The 17,732-nt window shown below is 45.8% G+C and carries 15 protein-coding genes; 7 read left to right on the top strand and 8 right to left on the bottom strand.

Translation table 11 applies throughout. The features are described from left to right. Positions 1 to 79: 79 nt before the first annotated feature. Entirely contained in the window at positions 80 to 922 is an 843-nt protein-coding gene (locus H6F74_RS01355) for a YaaW family protein (protein WP_190435229.1), read from the bottom strand. Between the two features lie 80 nt (positions 923 to 1,002). On the opposite strand from H6F74_RS01355, the gene H6F74_RS01350 reads away from it, so the two are divergent. The 3 genes from H6F74_RS01350 (at position 1,003) to H6F74_RS01340 (ending at position 3,825) form a co-directional block, all read left to right on the top strand. Next, positions 1,003 to 2,058 carry an FAD-dependent oxidoreductase gene (locus H6F74_RS01350; RefSeq protein WP_190435140.1) on the top strand — a complete coding sequence of 352 codons (1,056 nt, stop codon included), beginning with the start codon at positions 1,003 to 1,005 and terminating at the stop codon, positions 2,056 to 2,058. Between the two features lie 41 nt (positions 2,059 to 2,099). Then, entirely contained in the window at positions 2,100 to 2,627 is a 528-nt protein-coding gene (locus H6F74_RS01345) for a GrpB family protein (RefSeq protein ID WP_190435137.1), read from the top strand. Between the two features lie 238 nt (positions 2,628 to 2,865). Then, positions 2,866 to 3,825: an orange carotenoid protein N-terminal domain-containing protein gene (locus H6F74_RS01340; RefSeq protein ID WP_190435134.1), complete on the top strand. Its 960-nt coding sequence runs from the start codon at positions 2,866 to 2,868 to the stop codon at positions 3,823 to 3,825. 130 nt (positions 3,826 to 3,955) lie between these two features. Here H6F74_RS01340 and H6F74_RS01335 read toward each other — a convergent pair whose 3' ends face one another. Continuing rightward, positions 3,956 to 5,353, bottom strand: a complete 1,398-nt coding sequence (locus H6F74_RS01335) for a CCA tRNA nucleotidyltransferase (protein ID WP_190435131.1) — start codon at positions 5,351 to 5,353, stop codon at positions 3,956 to 3,958. A 198-nt stretch (positions 5,354 to 5,551) separates the two neighbouring features. On the opposite strand from H6F74_RS01335, the gene H6F74_RS01330 reads away from it, so the two are divergent. From H6F74_RS01330 to H6F74_RS01320, 3 genes are all read left to right on the top strand, one after another. Next, positions 5,552 to 5,800 carry a Ycf34 family protein gene (locus H6F74_RS01330; RefSeq protein ID WP_190435128.1) on the top strand — a complete coding sequence of 83 codons (249 nt, stop codon included), beginning with the start codon at positions 5,552 to 5,554 and terminating at the stop codon, positions 5,798 to 5,800. A 373-nt stretch (positions 5,801 to 6,173) separates the two neighbouring features. Beyond that, positions 6,174 to 6,665, top strand: a complete 492-nt coding sequence (locus H6F74_RS01325) for an Hpt domain-containing protein (RefSeq protein ID WP_190435125.1) — start codon at positions 6,174 to 6,176, stop codon at positions 6,663 to 6,665. Between the two features lie 65 nt (positions 6,666 to 6,730). Next, the gene (locus tag H6F74_RS01320) at positions 6,731 to 7,363 is read left to right on the top strand and encodes a DedA family protein (protein ID WP_190418722.1); all 633 of its coding nucleotides are present in this window, start codon (positions 6,731 to 6,733) and stop codon (positions 7,361 to 7,363) included. A gap of 144 nt (positions 7,364 to 7,507) precedes the next feature. Here the strand turns inward: H6F74_RS01320 and H6F74_RS01315 are convergent, their stop codons facing one another. After that, on the bottom strand, positions 7,508 to 8,707 hold the full coding sequence (locus H6F74_RS01315; RefSeq protein WP_190435122.1) for an argininosuccinate synthase: 1,200 nt from the start codon (positions 8,705 to 8,707) through the stop codon (positions 7,508 to 7,510). 147 nt (positions 8,708 to 8,854) lie between these two features. Here H6F74_RS01315 and H6F74_RS01310 point away from each other — a divergent pair, with 147 nt between their 5' ends. After that, entirely contained in the window at positions 8,855 to 9,796 is a 942-nt protein-coding gene (locus H6F74_RS01310; RefSeq protein ID WP_190435120.1) for a glycosyltransferase, read from the top strand. A 126-nt stretch (positions 9,797 to 9,922) separates the two neighbouring features. Here H6F74_RS01310 and abc-f read toward each other — a convergent pair whose 3' ends face one another. The 5 genes from abc-f to glf form a co-directional block, all read right to left on the bottom strand. Then, the gene (gene abc-f, locus H6F74_RS01305) at positions 9,923 to 11,539 is read right to left on the bottom strand and encodes a ribosomal protection-like ABC-F family protein (protein WP_190435116.1); all 1,617 of its coding nucleotides are present in this window, start codon (positions 11,537 to 11,539) and stop codon (positions 9,923 to 9,925) included. Between the two features lie 112 nt (positions 11,540 to 11,651). Beyond that, entirely contained in the window at positions 11,652 to 12,710 is a 1,059-nt protein-coding gene (gene rsgA / locus H6F74_RS01300) for a ribosome small subunit-dependent GTPase A (protein ID WP_190435113.1), read from the bottom strand. Positions 12,711 to 13,271: 561 nt separating this feature from the next. After that, positions 13,272 to 13,694, bottom strand: coding sequence for an STAS domain-containing protein (locus H6F74_RS01295; protein ID WP_190435110.1), 423 nt, complete (start codon positions 13,692 to 13,694; stop codon positions 13,272 to 13,274). Between the two features lie 85 nt (positions 13,695 to 13,779). Continuing rightward, complete coding sequence (locus tag H6F74_RS01290) at positions 13,780 to 16,044, bottom strand: family 1 glycosylhydrolase (RefSeq protein ID WP_347269468.1); 2,265 nt, start codon at positions 16,042 to 16,044, stop codon at positions 13,780 to 13,782. 223 nt (positions 16,045 to 16,267) lie between these two features. Beyond that, on the bottom strand, positions 16,268 to 17,488 hold the full coding sequence (gene glf, locus H6F74_RS01285; protein WP_190418729.1) for a UDP-galactopyranose mutase: 1,221 nt from the start codon (positions 17,486 to 17,488) through the stop codon (positions 16,268 to 16,270). Positions 17,489 to 17,732 lie beyond the last annotated feature (244 nt).

The following is a 17,732-nucleotide window of genomic DNA, read 5'->3' as shown; positions in this document are numbered from 1 at the left end:
AATTTTCGATATTTTCTAAGGGTTGTATGAAACCACCCTGATTTTTTAAGGATGGTAGGGCGATCGCACGAGTATCTTTTTACGCCATTTCCCAGCACTCTGAGCGAGTGAGGCGAATTTGTGCTAGGGCAAAAATGATCGGGATAATGCGACCATAGTTAGTAGCGATCGCTCTCCAGCCTAAATCGGCAAAAAACCATCCCCACATCACCGGCCCCACCAAGGCAAATACACTCCGCATGGCACCATAGCGGGCAGCACTCATCGCCATACCTCGCTTAGCTGTTTGCAGCGCCATATAATTCTGAAACTGTACCGCCGCCACCGCACCGCCTTGAATAACTGTTTCTTTGGCAACTTGATAGCTGGCAAACTGAATCGCGAACTGACGGGCGACTTGTTGCAGCAATATCGGCTGCACAATGGAACTGACAGCCAAAGCGCTACCGCCTTTGACCAGTAAACCTACAGGATCGTGCTGCAAGTTTACTGGCAATGGGTCGGAAAATTCAGAATTTGCCAGACTTCCCTGTATTCTTACAGTCATTGCTCTTTGTTCTTGTCGTGGCAGTTGTTTCCACACCCGTCCCATCAGGTTGAGAAACACTTCTGCCTCTAAATCTGTAGTCGAAAGTTCTGCGGAGTAGGGGATTTTCAGGTAACGACAAACCTGAATCAAAGCTTGGCGATACGTTACTTCGCCAGTGCGTCCCCGCAATACTGTCACTCCATCTGCTGCTAAAAAGCGAAATCTATCTTCGATAGCATCCAACCAACTTTCGCGATCTTGACTTTGGATGTCTATTGGTTCAGGTGTCTGAACGTAATCTAAGGGATTAAATTTACGACGGAACAAGATGTCCGTCAAATGCTCTAATTCTTCTTCTGTCGCTAACTCCAGCGCGGCTCTCAGCTCGTCCAACTTGCAATCCTCCCAGACCCCAGATGCGGTGCTGTCCCTTATTCTACTCATATATACCTTAAGGCTGTGGGTAACAAGCTATGTTTGATGTAGCTGTGATTGGTTCTGGAATGGCGGGACTTACCTGTGCGAACCAGTTGCACCAAGCTGGATATAAAGTAGTTGTGGTTGACAAATCTCGTGGTGTTGGGGGACGGGTAGCGACGCGCCGATTGCAGGGTACTTGTGCGGATCATGGGACGTGCTATTTAAAACCACAAGGTGAGTTGTTGCAAAAGTTTGTCGGGGTTTTATGCGATCGCAATATTCTTGAAGTTTGGACGGATACTGTTTACGAATTAGATACTGCATCGCCGTCTCAGTTAGTAGAAGCAAAGCGATATCCTCGTTATGTGGCACCTGCTGGAATGACTGCGATCGCTAAGTTTTTAGCTGCTAATCTAGAGATGCGATTGAGTCAACGAGTGCAGGCGCTTAGTCTCACAGGGGAAAAAACTTGGAATCTTACTTTTGAGGACACAGCCGACGAATTAACAGCAAAAGCTGTGGTTGTGGCAATTCCAGCGCCTCAAGCTTTGATGTTACTGGAATCTTTAACCCAAACTATATCATCAGCATTTCTGGAGATTTTGCGGTCTGTGGAGTTTTACCCCAGCCTTAGCGTTATGGCTGGTTATTCCAAGGAATTTCCTCTACCAACTTGGAAAGCTTGTAACATCTCAAATGACTCTGATTTAGCCTGGATTGGTTTAGACAGCAGCAAACGTCAACATCCAGAAATGCCGATTTTTGTTCTGCAAAGCAGTGCGGAGTTTGCCCAACGTTATTTAGATGCCCAAGATTTAAGTTCAGCTGCACAGCAGATGTTATCCCGTGCTGCACAGTTGCTAATTCCTGGGCTGGATTCCCCTGAATGGTTGCAAATTCACCGCTGGCGTTATGCTTTCCCCAGTAATCCTTTGAATATTGATTGCCTTGATGCTGAGACACCATTGCCCTTAGTTTGTTGTGGCGATTGGTGCGGCGGAAACTTGGTGGAAGGGGCAATGAATTCTGGATTAGCTGCTGCTGTCAGGATAAATCAACAGATGGAGATGCGAAGTCTTCCAGGGGAAAGTTTCTTGGATGTTCTCTAGCAACAATCCTTTAGTGATGGGTAAGGAGTTAATTGAAAACTATGGAAGATTCTATCCAAGTAGTAGATTACGATGCTAATTGGTCTATCCGATTTGAGCAGGAAAAGTCCCAGATTCTCAACGCCCTCGGTGATGCTGTCTTGGATATTCAACACATTGGCAGTACCTCAGTACCAGGATTGGCGGCTAAACCGATTATCGATATTCTTGTAGGCGTGGAGGAGTTACCACCAAGCCCCACCTACATCAAAGCTTTGGAAACACTCGGCTATGTCTACCAAGGTGAGGCGGGTATTCCAGGGCGGCACTTCTTTCGTAAAGGAATGCCCCGCACTCACCACCTTCATCTAGTGAAGCTGGGAAATGAAGTTTGGGAAAACCAACTTCTATTCCGCAATTTTCTCCAGCACCACCCAGACAAGGCGAAGCAATACGAAGCTTTGAAACGCAAGTTGGCTGTTCAATTCCGGCTAGATCGAGAGGGCTACGTCCAGGCAAAGGCCCCTTTGATTGAGCAGATGCTCTCGGATGCTATGGCTTGGAGCAAGCCGTGTGAAGCAAGCGAGTGAATCAAGTTTTTCAGCCGTCCAATTCTAGTGCTTAGACAATTACATCCAGTAATGAACCTCACGCCACGCATGAAGAAAGCCGATTGGTGCAAGTTCTTGATGGCGCGATCGCAGTCTCCCTTTTGTAAACTTTTATTGAAGAATGTAAAGTTTTTGTTATATATTTATTACAGGAGAGAAAGATTCGTAAACCAGAGGCTTCTGGTTTGACACTTTTGGCGAATCTAAAAATACATCCATGACGTATACGATCGAGACAGCTCAAGGCATTTTCCCTACCACCCAGGTAGCTAATGCTGTTCCAGCTACCACGCAAGCCTTCGATAAGCTCAGCGTTGACGATCAACTGGCATTACTTTGGTTTGCCTACACCGAAATGGGTGTTTCAATTACTCGCGCCGCTACAGGAGCCGCCCGCATGATATTAGCGGAAGGTTTACTAGCCCAAATTAAGCAGATGCCTGCTGCCGCCCAAACGCAAGTCATGAACGATCTTGCTAACCGTGCTGACACTCCCATCAGCCGCTCCTATTCTTCTTTCAGCGTCAACACCAAACTAGGTTTTTGGTATGAATTAGGAGAGTTGATGGCACAGGGTATTGTCGCTCCCATCCCCCCTGGCTATCAAATGACTCCTGAAGCCGCAGCAGTGCTAGAAACCATTAAGAAACTCGATCCGGGTCAGCAAATCACAGTTTTGCGTAATACCGTAGTCAACATGGGATTTGATCCTGCTCTTAACGATTACGCAAAACCCGAAGATCCCCTGATGACACCAACCGAGCTAGCTTCTCGTGCTAAGGTCAAAATTGAGGGCATCACTGAGCCTACGGTGCTGAATTATATTCAGAACATGAACGCATTTGACTTTCAGGCTGCTGTGGCTTTATTTGCTGAAAACGGAGCATTGCAACCGCCATTCCAGAAGCCGATTGTCGGTCATGAGGCAATTTCTGCATATATGCGTGAAGAATGCCAGGGACTCAAAATGATCCCACAGAAGGGCGTATCTGAGCGCATAGAAGATGGCTATACGCAGCATAAAGTCACAGGCACAGTAGAAACACCTTGGTTCGGTGCTAGCGTTGGGATGAACATTGCGTGGCGGTTCTTACTAGATCCCCAAGGCAAAATTTTCTTCGTAGCAGTTGACTTGCTGGCATCTCCCAAAGAACTACTAAATCTGACTCGTGCGTAGAGTGCTAAGTCGCTTTGAGACATAGTTAGGTTGGGTTAAGATTGAGAACCCAATAAGCCTTGTGGAGTAGGGTAAGTGCGATCGCATTCACCCTACTCTGTAATTTTATTTTCTTAATGTAATCCAAAAATTACTGCTCCTCAAGTAATTGGGAAGCTAATTTTATGGCTTCTGCTGGGGTGGATATTTTGCCTTCGGCGCGTGCCAATCCCAGCGCGGTGAGGACTTTACCAACTTGTGGCCCAGCTTTTAAGTTAAAAGTTTGTATTAGCTGTGTACCCGTTACGAGTGGCGTAGGATGGGCAACTTGGTCATCAGGGGTGAGGTAGAGATTGATCAGGGGTGCCAACTCTTCTACAGGTGTCCCAGATGCCACAGCTAACACTACCAAAGCCGGAAAGACTTGCCCAACTCCCCGAAAGAAAAAATACTGTTCTGGTAAAGACATCTGGGATGATTGCAATTGGGGTAGGTATTTAATTGCAGTGGTGAGGGCGCGAATTTCAGCGCGACTGTATTTTAAATTTAATAATTCAGCTTCGGCTTGTTCAGGGATGGGTGACAGCAGAGTTGCCAGTTTTGCAATTCCCAACCAAGAGGTTTTTAAGGTATCGCCTACTGGTTTGGAGAGTAAGTTTCCTAACTCAGCCCAAGTTTGGGCTAGTACAACAGCTGAAGGTTCAATGGCTGTCAATCTTGTAGAGACGACTGATCCGCCCAACTCCTCTTGAAGGTTAAGAGATACGCCCAACTCCTCTTGAAGGCTAGGAGATCCCCCCAACCCCCCTTCAAAAGGGGGGCTAGGAGATCCCCCCAACTCCCCTTGAAGGCTAGGAGATCCCCCCAACCCCCCTTCAAAAGGGGGGCTAAAGGCACTCTTAAACCAAGTTTGAAGTAAACCATCCTCAATAGCCGCGATAATCCAGGGTGTGCCATCAGGGGCATTGAGGAGATAAGCTAACTCTGCTTGCACCCGTTCTGCTGATACTTGCCCCAGCAAGGGCGCTAGTTGCCGAATTACGGTTAGGGTTTCCGGTTCAATGATAAAACCCAGCTGGGCGGCTTGGCGGTAGGCTCTTAATAGCCGTAAAGGGTCATCTTGCAGATTTTTGGGGGAAACCATCCGGATGATGCCTTGTTGCAAATCTGCATAGCCGTTGAGGGGATCGATGAGTTCGCCTGTGTGGGGATTGTAAGCGATCGCATTCATCGTATAATCCCGCCGCCGCAAATCTGTCTCCAAATTTGCTCCTTCAGCTTGAGCAAAATCAGCAGTTGCTTGGTCAAATACTACTCTGGCAATCTGTCTAGAGGCATCCAGCAGCACAAAACCCGCCTTGTAGCGACTGGCAATTTTTCGCGCTGTCTTTACCGCATCTGTGAGTAGGACAAAATCCAAATCTAGGTACTCGCGGCGACGTTCCAGCAAGGCATCCCGCACGGCACCACCTACCATATAAGCAGGAGTAGCCAGCAATTCCAGGCTAAAAGGCCATGTTTCGGGAGATAAGGCAGAGGAATTAGTCATTAGTCACCTTAAGGGTTGAAAAGTGGGAAAGTTGAAACGATTAAGGTTCTAACAACTTTCCTACATTCAAACTTTCCAACTTTCCCACGCCAAAGCGCAACCAACAAAAAACTGATGCAACAAAAATCAACCCTGAAGGTAATTAATATCAAGTGTTGTCTGCGCTAGATTATCAGAAAAGCCTTCGGAGGCTGCACCATGTGTATTTGTATTAACTGCCATTACGTAGATCGCTGCACTACCTACAATGCCGTAGAAACGCAGCATCAGGTGCCTCACCTGACTGAAACACCTGATTTTGAGGCTACTGAACCCACAATTAACGTCAATATCCGTTCAATGGACGATTATATTGAAATGGAATGGGATGTTGTGGGTTGTCTCAGCTTTAAACAGGAAACTGGCAAATGGGCGAAGTTGCGTCCTGGTGAGCTAGTGCCAACCTGAAATAAGCTGATAACAACACAGCGGCTCTTTAACGGTGAATCGTGCCTAGCTGTTGACAAGGCTTTGTCAAAAATTGCCTGTCCTCTACAGAACCCGGCATAACTGCTGGGTTCTTGATTTTCAGTAATTTCGCCCAGATCAACAGTAGGCGATCGCACTGTTTTATAAAGTTGCGTTGAACTTGGTGAATGTTTTCAGTGAAAATTCTGTGATCTGTATTCTATATTACATAACTAATTAAAATAATCTTTAGATTTATACCCAATCCACCCCAATTTACGGAAATGCTTTAGGTGAAATAACGGACGATTTATACCGGGATTCGCTGTAGTTTGGAACTAAGAGCTAAACTACAGCGAATTATTAAAGTAATATGCGCTCTGACATAATCGTAAAAACTATTGAGAACCTGGCACAAGACCCGTGTAACTGCCAGATGGACTGGGATCGCTCAGATTCAGACAACGAGTATGGAGAAGCGCTTGATACTAAAGTGTTGCAAAAATGGCGAGAGTCATTAGGCGAAAGCGCTTTAGAATTTATGATGGGTATAGTTGATATTTTTGTCGAGGAGGCTCCCAAAAAGCTGCGAGCGATCGCGATCGCTGTAGCAAAAGGAGATATGGCAGCATTAGAGCATCAAGCTAACAGCTTCAAGTCAAGCAGTGCTGCCCTTGGTGCAACCAAACTCTCAAAGCTTTGCCAGTATCTAGAATCAAACGGTCGCGGTGGCAGCAGACCAGACGATTTGGGCATAGCAATCCAGCTTTATGTTGAGTATGCCAGATGTAAAAGCGCTTTGTATAGAGAATTACAAAAATTTCAGGCTGAAAGCAACGCCTATAGGGATAAGTCGTTTTTTTGATTGACACTTATCCCGGAATCGCGTCAATATGAGTTAATAGATGAAGCTTTATTAAGTTACCTTAAATGTCCTTCGATTTTGTATCGCTGGAAAACGTCCAAGAAATTGCTCACCAATACGGTTATTGGGCAGTTTTTTTGGGAATTTTGATTGAAAACCTGGGAATTCCCCTACCCGGTGAAACGATTACTCTAGCTGGGGGGTTTTTGGCAGGTAGTAAAGAACTGAATTACTGGTTTGTGCTAGGTAGCGCGATCGCTGGTGCAGTCGTAGGCGGTACCTGTGGCTACTGGATTGGCAGATATGGCGGCTGGCCTTTACTGGTGAGTGTAGGGCGAATCTTCCGCATCCGCGAAGAGAAACTCGCCGAATTTAAAAATCAGTTTAGCGAAAACGCCGGGAAAACCGTATTTCTCGGTCGTTTCTTAGCGCTGCTACGGATTGTTGCCAGTCCCCTAGCTGGAGTTGCCGAAATGCCCTTTCTCAAATTCATGATGTATAACATTGCTGGGGCAACGGCGTGGGCATCGGTGATGGTAACTTTATCATTTTTCGCAGGGCGAATCATTCCCCTAGAAAAATTAGTTTTGTGGGTAGCACAATTTGGCATAGTAGCTTTGCTGGCGGTAATTGCCTGGATTGTCGTCCCCCTCTGGTTAGAGGCACGCGAAGCTAAACGCGAAATTGAAAAAAGTTAAAATATCCGCGTTCCCAGTCTCAGACTGGGAACGCATTCAAGAGGCTCTACCTCTAGTGATTCCTTACTTTCAGTTTCAAAGTCCTTCCTTAAGGAACTTCGGCACGAGCCGATAGATAGTTCCAGTGCGAGACTGGAAGAGACTTTAATCCGCTTTCTGCGACCAAACGCGAGTAGGCAATCCCCAAACGTAGATAAAGCCTTCAGCTGCCTTGTGGTCAAACTGATCTTCAGCGCCGTAGGTAGCTAAGTCATGGCTGTAGAGAGAATTGTCAGAGTTGCGTCCCACAATCATCGCGTTGCCTTTAAAGAGTTTAATCCGCACTGTTCCTGTCACCCGCTCTTGTGTTTGTTGAATGAAGGCATCCAGAGCGGCTTTTAGCGGACTATACCACAGACCGTTATAGACTAACTGACTGTAAGTTTCTTCAATGCCTCGCTTGTAGCGGGTGACATCTGCGGTCAGAGTCAAGCTTTCTAAGTCGCGGTGCGCGTGGATTAATACCAGCATTGCGGGAGATTCGTAGACTTCCCGCGATTTGATACCCACAAGACGGTTTTCGATCATGTCGATGCGTCCGACACCGTGGTTTCCAGCTAGCTCGTTGAGTTTAGTAATTAGAGCCACTGGCGAGAGGTTTTCGCCGTTAAGGGTGGTAGGTAAGCCTTTCTCGAAGCCAATCTCAACATATTCTGGCTCGTTGGGTGTATCCGCGATCGCTTTGGTGAGCGCAAAAACTTCTTCCGGCGGTTCCGTCCACGGATCTTCCAGAGGGCCAGCCTCAATTGCTAAGCCTAGCAAATTGCGGTCAAGGCTGTAAGGCGAAGACTTTTTCACTGGCGATGGAATCCCGAAGCGTTCGCCGTAGGCAATTGTTTCCTCGCGGCTCATGCCCCATTCCCTGGCTGGTGCTAAGATTTTGAGGTTGGGATTAAGTGCGCCAATCGACACATCAAAGCGCACCTGATCGTTACCTTTGCCAGTGCAACCGTGCGCGATCGCATCTGCACCGTATTTTTCGGCAGCTTCTACTAATATTTTCGCAATCAACGGACGGGCCAAAGCAGTCGCTAAGGGATAGCGATTTTCGTAAAGTGCATTCGCCTGAATTGCCGGAAATCCATAATCTTTGACGAATCTCTCGACTACATCAATTACTAGCGATTCACTCGCACCCGATTTTAAGGCTTTTTCCCGGATTGGATCTAGTTCATCTCCCTGTCCTAGATCCGCCGCCAGGGTAATCACTTCTTGTACTCCCCACTCCTCTTTAAGGTATGGGATACAGACGGAGGTATCGACTCCACCTGAATATGCCAGCACCACTTTAGTAGCACGACCCATTTATCTCTCAATCCCGCAAAACAACGAGTTCTTATTATGCAACTAATCTTTGTCCATTCTTGTCAGTAATATCACAGATTCATATTCAATTATGGGCTTACCTCTTCTTTGAGGGATACTGTAAACAGTTGTATTCCAGGGGAAACGGTGTTTTTTAGCGTTGTCATTCCAACTTACAATCGCAAACCTATTTTGGAAAAGTGCTTGAGAGCGCTAGAATCTCAGCAGTTGGGCGCTTATAGTCGCGTTACAGGCTACGAAGTTGTGCTGGTGGATGATGGTTCGACGGATGGGACGCTGGAGTGGCTAGAATCGCACGCTGCTGAGTTTCCTCATGTGCGATCGCACTCGCAAGACCACAAAGGGCCAGCCGCCGCCCGTAATCTGGGAGTAGAACAGGCTCAAGGTGACACTATCATTTTTATTGATAGCGATTTGGTTGTCACTGAACATTTTCTCGCCTCACACGCTAATGCTTTGGTGCAGGGACAGCAGAAGTTAGGAAGCGATCGCATCTTTACCTATGGTTGGGTGATCAATACCAATAACTTTGAGAATCCGACTTCTGAACCTTACAAAATCACGGATTTTTCAGCCGCTTACTTTGCTACCGGAAATGTAGCGATCGCAAAGCATTGGTTGGAAAAAGCCGGACTTTTCGACACCCGCTTTCAACTCTACGGCTGGGAAGATTTAGAACTAGGTGTTAGGCTCAAACAACTAGGGTTAAAACTGATTAAATGCCCCGAAGCTGTCGGTTATCACTGGCATCCACCCTTTGCCTTAGAACAAATTCAGGGCATGATTGGCAGAGAAATTGAACGGGGACGCATGGGAGTTTTGTTTTATCAAAAACACCCTTCTTGGGACGTGCGAATGATGATTCAAATGACTTTGCTGCACCGCATCCTCTGGGGATTACTTTCTCTTGGTGGTAGGCTTAACGAGCAGACAATGGCACCCTTTCTACAATGGTTAATTGACCGAGGTAATCCCCAATTAGCTTTAGAAATTTCCAGAATTTTCCTTAACTGGTATAACGTTCAGGGAGTTTATGCTGCTTACGCCCAAATGCAGCATAAAGCTTAAATCATCAAATCTGGTTGGTGCATTGAGTCCGCGCAGGCGGACTTAGTTTCTATAGCCGCCATTTCTAATCGCCAGGTGCTTTTACTGGGATGCAATCCAATTTTTCCCAAATAAGAAGAATTAATCTTACAAATCACCAATGATTTCTTGATAATATTGCTCTTGCTGATTGGGAAGAAAAGCTGTAGCTTGCAAAGTTTTATTTTTAATTCTCCAGGCTTTGGTTATCTGAATCTTACTCAAGAAATCGATGTCATGGGAAATAACACAAATTGCCCCCTGAAACTCCGATAACGCTTCGACAATCTGAGCAACTGTTTCTAAATCCAGATTGTTCGTCGGTTCATCCAAAACCAGTAAATCAATTGATGAAATACTTATCATAGCCAATGCTAATCTCGCTAACTCACCTCCACTTAACAAATTAGCCTTTTTATTGACTTCATCATTGAAAAACAAAAAATGTCCTAACTGTTGCCGTAAAAGTTGATAGGCAAGACTTGAATTAGCTTTTCGCATATTTTCTAAAACTGTCATTTCCCTATCTACTAACTCATAATTCTGGTCGAGATATACGATTTGCATATCTTTTGAAACTAAAACTTCGCCTGCCTCAAGAAAAAGTTGGGAACTCTGATTTCTAATACCCAGAATTGCTTTCACCAAACTTGACTTACCCGAACCATTAGCTCCGGAAACAGTAACCCGCTCTCCCGATGAAATATGAAGCTGTATATTTTTGAGGAGAAGTTGGTTTCCAATTTTGAGTTCCGCACCTTGAATATCAATGAGATTTCTCCCCTTTTTACTACTTCCTTCCTCCAAACTTACCAGAGTAACCTTATTTGTCTTAATTTTAGAAGCTTCAAATTTTTGCATTGCTTTAGCCACGGTTGCTTCATGTTTTTTTGAAGCGCTTCCAGCAGCAGCGGATGCTAACTCAGAAAAGAAACCTCTTTCTGCCCTTCCCATACTTCTATCGTGAGCTTGTAAGCGTCCTTCTTTTCTTGAGCGTGCAGCACGTTTTTGTTCCTCTAAGGCTGCATCTTTGACACGTAGCAGCTCTTTTTTTGCTACTTCATGTGTCCTTAAGGCAACCTGTATTTCTGTCTCTTTTTGTGCTTTATAGCCACAATAGTTACCGCCGTAAACCTTCAGTCCCGATTGAGTTAATTCCCAGGTTGTATTCACAACTTGGTCTAAGAAAAAAGGTTTGTGAGAGACTATTACGAAAGCTCCGGTAAAGTCTGTTAAGAAATTCTTCAAAGTCTCTAAAGCTAGAAAATCCATGTGATTAGTGGGTTCATCCAGCAATAAGAGACTTGGCTGTTTAGATAAACCAATCGCCAGAAACAGTTTAGTTATTTCTCCACCGCTTAAACTTCCAATCGGTAAAGACATATCAATAGAGGTGCCTAGTGTCGCCTCTAATATATCTCCGATTTCCCACCATTCATCGGATAATGAACTGAGAAAGTTGAGAACAGTATTTTCTTTGATTTCCTGTTTAATTGTACTAATTTGCGGTAAGTAATAAACAGCGCGACTAATCACCGAACCAGAGCTGGCTTGGATTTCACCAGCCAAGATTTTTAAAAATGTTGACTTTCCTACCCCATTAGCACCAACCAGAGCAATGCGATCGCCTTTAGAAATCCCAACTTTGATTTCCTTGAATAAAGTTCTCCCTGAAGCAAATTCGTAGCTAACATTTTCAGCTACTAAAAGTGATTTTACATCCATAGTAAAAACCCCTAATTTTAAGGTTTATTGGTAATGCTATACTTCATACCCCCTTTTTGAAGGGGTGAGGTATTTATTCGTAGTGCATCGAAAGAGAAATGGGTAGCAATGATTAACGCTTGGGATTTTTCCTTAAAGCTTTATGGATTTTTTTCCATTTCTCTTTCTCGACTAATTGCGCCTTTTTATCTTGTTTGCGGCTCAAATAGGCAACTTCTTGTTCCAGTTTTTGATAGTTGTGGAAACGTTGCTTATCAAGCGTACCCTCAAGAATCGCCTGTTGCACTGCACATCCAGGTTCTTTCTCATGTTGACAATCGCGGAAGCGACACAACTTGGCTATAGTTTCGATATCCGAAAAAGTTGACTGCAAACCTTCATTTCCAGCCCATATTTGTATTTCTCGCATTCCCGGAGTATCTATCAGCAAACCGCCAGAAGGTAAGATGATTAACTCTCGATGTGTTGTGGTGTGACGACCGCGACTATCTCCAAGGCGGACTGATTGAACAGCTTGAATGTCTTCACCTACTAATTGATTCGTAATCGTGGATTTTCCCACTCCAGAAGAACCAATTAGGGCTACAGTTTGCCCAGTGGTAAGGTAAGGGGTTAAAGCTTCCAGTCCAAGGTGCGCGATCGCGCTCAGAATGATAATCTCTACACCGGGCGCGATCGCTTCTATTTCAACTCGTCTTTCCTCAACTCGATCGCACAAGTCTGCTTTATTCAGAATGATGACTGGATTAGCGCCACTTTCCCAAACTAAAATCAGATAGCGTTCAATTCTTCTAACATTGAAATCCCTATCCAATCCCGAAACTAGAAATACCGTATCAATGTTAGTACCAATGATTTGCTCATCTGTAATTGCGCCTACAGTTTTCCGAGAAAATTTACTTTTGCGCGGCAAAATCTCATGGATTATTGCTCTTTCCTCGCCGTCGATAGGGCTAATTACTACCCAATCTCCTACCGCCGGAAAGTCTGCGCGTCCTCCGGCTTGGTGGCGCATTTTCCCCGTGACTTCTGCTCTTTGTCCAAACTCAGTATAGAGAAGGTAAGTGTTTTTCTGCTCTATAGCGACTCGCCCAACAGTATATCCCTGTTGGAAGTAGCTATTGAAGTTTTTGGCAAAAAAACTATTCCAGCCTAATACCTCTAAATTCATTTAATTTTCCTCTAGGTGTGCGTATGCTGACCGCTACACTCACAGAGGAATTGTGGAAATTATTCGCGTACATCTGTGAGGTTACGGTGTTGTGTCTTGATGGTTATTGGTTTCAATGGCGACAATATCCTTCATGTTTCTTTCTCCTTTGATACTTTTCAAGAATTTTCCAATCGAACTTGTAACATCGTACTACAAGAAATCTATCGAAGCAATGTAGTTTACATAACTTAGGAATCTTCGCAGAGCCGATATATTGAAATAAGCGCGATCGCTTAGCTTATATTATTGGCGCGTTTAGCTTTAGAACATCACCCGATCAGGCGACTCGGAAGGATGAAGTTAATAAGCTTAGGGTGGACTACCTCCCTACTAGCTTTATTAGGACTCTTGAGAGATGTGGCGTTTGAAAAACAAAACCCAACAACCAGTAACCGAGGGGGAGTTGTTGGGTTTTGCTATGATTATCAACCTAAAAATTCCTAAAAAAAAGACTAAGTGAGGCGACCGTCGCCTCACTTATAGCATTCCCAGTCAGAAACTCTTAACGAGTAAACCTCTTTATCGTGCGGAAGCAGCCTGTGCCTGGGAACCAGCCGACTTCAGCTTGCGAGAGGATACTGACCTTGGTAAGGTGTCTAGTTTAGGTTGAACATTAGACACTGCTTTGGCTTCTAAGTTATTAAAATCTTCCGAGTTATTAAGGATTTGAACAACTTGATCTAAACCTGTCATTTCCAAAATAATTCTGACTTGATCGCTGCTTGAATGAATAAAAGCTTTGCAACCAGAGGCCCTAGCCATTCTCAAAACTGAAACTAGAGCCATTAAGCCAGAACTACTCATAAAGGTGACATTTCTCAGGTCGAGTAGAACAATTTTAACTCCCTGCTTAATCAGGATTTCGATATCACGGGTAAACTGGGTAGCCTTAGAACCATCCAAAACATCAGGAGATTGAACGACTTTAGAAAGAATGCTCATATAGATACGCCTCAATTAGTAAAAGAAAGGGGAAAAATTTTGCTGAAATGGTTGTTAAAAAGGACAACAGATTTATGTGCATTTGTTATGCCAAAAGTGGCAGCTTGCACTCTTGGAAATAGCGAGCGATCGCATTCTCCAGAGATGGCAGCAAAACACCCCTTTCGCTAGTCAGAACGCTGTACTTTGGACGCGGTGCCAATAGTTGGACTTGCATGGGGCGAGCTTCAACCTGCTTGGCATCGAGACGAGCGCATCTAGCCGCAAACCTTGCCAAATCAGCCCAGGAACTCTCGCCTGAGTTAGCGATGTGCCACAAGCCGTACTCGCCATCAATTAAAAGATCGAGGCTGGTATTGACAAGATCCGGAATGTATGTAGGTGAGATAACCTCATCCTCTACTGCTACGAAAGGCTTCCCAGCGGAGAGCGTCCGTAGGGCAACGGTGATAAAGTTATACTCGTCCCACGGCCCAAAGAAGGCGCTGGTACGGATTACAAGTGCTGAGGGCAGGGCTTGTAAGACACGCACCTCAGCTTCAGCTTTGCTGCGTCCGTAGACGTTAAGCGGTGCAACAGCATCACTTTCAACGTAGGGAGAGGTAGAAACTCCATCGAAAACAAGATCCGATGAGAAGGTAAGCAGTTGCACTCCATGCCGAGCGCAACTTTCGGCTAAAACTGCTGGCCCGTCGGCATTTTCGCGTCGGCAAGCATCAGGTTCTAGTTCGGCATCATCTACGCGAACATATCCGGCGGCGTTGACAATTGCCCAAGGCTTCAACTCTGTTAATACACTATCAACAGAGGCAGGGTTAGCAATATCCATCTCTCTGCGTGTTAAGAGATGGTATGGAATACCCCGAAGGTCGCACAGTCGAGCAAAAGCATTTCCTAGCGTCCCGGTTGCTCCTGAGATTAAAAGAGGACGGAGGGATTGTGGATTTTGGATTATGGATTGTGGATTTTCTCGGAATTGGGAATTAGAAATTGGTGAAGAGGAAGTGTTCTTATCTTCCCAAGTCCCAAGTCCTAAGTACCCAGACCCTTCTTCGCCAGTTCCCAGTCCCGAATTGCAACTTACTGGAGGATAGAGAAGTCGCTGGGATCGCCACCACCAACCAGGTACATCGAGAAGCGGATGCTCGCATGTCTCACCTTTTGCCAAGTCGCGGATCATTCGGGCAATTGCTGTGGGACGCGGGTGAGGCGATCGCAAGTCGAATACCCCAGGCTCATAGTGTCCTTCATCCCTAGTCACCAGGCTATTCCAGTCGTAGGAACCCAACAGCGACCAAGCAGTGATGGCACGCAAGTCTATGCCTTCGGAACGCACAGTGTTTGCGGCATCCCAAACTTCCTTAAGCCAACGCAACTGCTCTTCGCGGGTACAACCGTGGTGTACTTCGGTGACTGCGATCGCTATTTCGTAGCGTTCCCATACTTCTTTGATGAGTGTACGCGGCCCCGCTATCCCTTCGGTGCAAACCCGCACCGCTTCTACATCTGCATATTGATCCCGCCCGTTGCTTCCATGCGTCCAACTAGGATAACGGTCAAGGCGCTCATCAAGGAAGCGATCGCTTGTCAAGTAATGATTAATGCCCATTATGTCCGGCGGACAGGGATTTTCCAGAAACCACTCAAGATCAGCTTCATCAATTCCCACCAGCTTACGCAGATATGACCAAAGCGGATGAGCTTGGTTCAGGCGACCGCACAGCAGATCGAAACTCAGCCAGCGACGCTCATTTTCAAACTCTGCCTGATACGCCATCTTCGGCGTACTGAAAACTTTACACAAGTCTTCCGTTTGCACCAACTTTGCAGCCGGGTTAATTTGGCGAATCGCCTGCATCGAAAGAATAACAGCGCGGCACTGGGTCAACAACGCTTGAATGAAAGTTAAAGCATCCCGACCGTGAGGATACCAGTGACCGTATAATCCGCTAAAACGTGCCGTAGTCAAAGGCTCGTTGACAGGGGTGTAATTTTCCACCCAAGGATAACGCTCAGCAACCGCGTGGGCAAACTCTGCCAGCCCAGTCGCAAAGGATGGATCGATCAGGCTAGTATGACGCGGGCCGCTACCGTGGTGAACTAAGCCGACAATCGGAGTGATGCCTAGTTCTTGCAAACGTCCCAGTCGCTCATCCGCCCACGACCAATCTGCCTTATCTGGCCCTTCGGGGGCAGTTAGTTCCCACAGCACCGGGTAGCGAATGGCAGTCACGCCGAGTTCGGCAAACAAGTTCAGGTCATCCAACCGGGTGCCGTGACCGTTGCGCTCCATCTGGTTGAAATAGCGATCGCCTACGCGATTAACGGTACACTCTAGCCCCGCCCACATCTCCAATTTTGATTTTTGATTTTTGAATTTTGAATCTTGAATTAATTCAGAATTCTTAATTCCTATTTGCCAATCTAATGATGCTTTTGTCATTTTTCACTCCTCATTAATTCGCTGTCGCGTCACAGGTACATTAGGTAATGTCCACCATTAGTCACAGGTAAGGTGGGCATCACCCACCCTACAGAACAATGACTAATAACCCATGACTAATGACTAATGACTAATGACTGCTTTTCCCATTACCGTTTGCTGTCACCGTTTCCGCCTGTGGGCGTTGCTCAACAATTTCGTTGAGACTAACATTCTGGGTATAGCCGCTTCTACCTTCTACTGGTTCTAGTTCTAAAGGTAGTTTTGTGCTGATCTTTTCGTGGATGGAAAGAGCTTGAGCGACCACTTGATCCATGTTGTAATACTTGTAAGTCGCTAGCCGCCCCACGAAATGCACACCAGGAGTTGCATCAGCCAGTTCCTTATATTTCTTGTAAACTTCAGCGTTTTCTGGACGCGGTACTGGGTAGTAAGGATCTCCCTCGGCGCGGGGGTACTCGTACACAAGGCTAGTTTTAGGATGCTCTTGTCCCGTCAGATACTTAAACTCTGTTATCCGGGTATATAGCTGCTCGTTGGGATAGTTTACCGTCCCCGTTGGTTGATGGTTTGGCTGGTTGAGGGTTTCGTGCTTGAACTCTAGGGAACGGTAGGGAAGCTTGCCATAGCGGAAATCAAAGTAAGCATCAACTGGCCCGGTGTAAATCATCTCCCGATACGGCATTATCTGCTGAATTTCCCGATAATCGGTGTTGAGCATGATCTTGATGTTCGGGTGAGACAACATTTTCTCGAACATCCGGGTATAGCCGTGCAATGGCATCGCCTGATAAGTATCGGTAAAATATCGGTCGTCGCGGTTGGTGCGAGTTGGTACGCGAGCTGTAACTGATTTGTCAAGTTCCGAGGGGTCGAGATCCCATTGCTTGCGGGTGTAACCGCGGAAGAACTTTTCGTAAAGTTCCCTTCCGACTTTGCTAACAACTACATCCTCCGAAGTGCGGATATATTCTTTCTTTTCCGCAACCGACGCAAAGAACTCTTCAAGTTGAAACGAGGTGAGATTTAGTCCGTAAAGTTTATTTACGGTATCGAGGTTAATGGGAATTGGAACTAATTGACCGTCTACACTAGCTAGTACGCGATGTTCGTAAGAACGCCACTCGGTGAAGTTTGAAAGGTACTCGAAAACTTGGCGGGAGTTGGTGTGGAAGATGTGGGGCCCATACTTGTGTACGAGAATGCCGTCATCATTGTAGTGGTCGTAAGCGTTGCCACCAATATGCGATCGCTTGTCTACAATTAGAATCTTCTTTCCTGCCTGACTCGCCAGCCTCTCAGCCAGAACGCTTCCAGCAAAACCGGCCCCAACAATGAGATAATCAAACATTTTTTTATTCCGCCTTTTGAATTTCGATTAGTGATCTTGCTGGCATAAAAAAATACCAGCTACGTACAGTAACAACCTCTCAAACTTTGAAAACTCAGCCTTGTGCAACTTACTCGAAAAGGCACTTTCAAAGTTATATCTGACCAAAACGCAACAAACTCTAGAAATACCGCGATTTAATTTGCCTTTGTAAAGTGGGCTACCCCACCCTGAGAATGCAAACCTGATCCCCGCGCGGCAGCAT

Origin of the sequence: Trichocoleus sp. FACHB-90 (assembly GCF_014695505.1) — a bacterium.
GTDB lineage: Bacteria > Cyanobacteriota > Cyanobacteriia > Cyanobacteriales > FACHB-T130 > Funiculus > Funiculus sociatus.
This window is presented reverse-complemented; position numbering and strand designations above follow the sequence as displayed.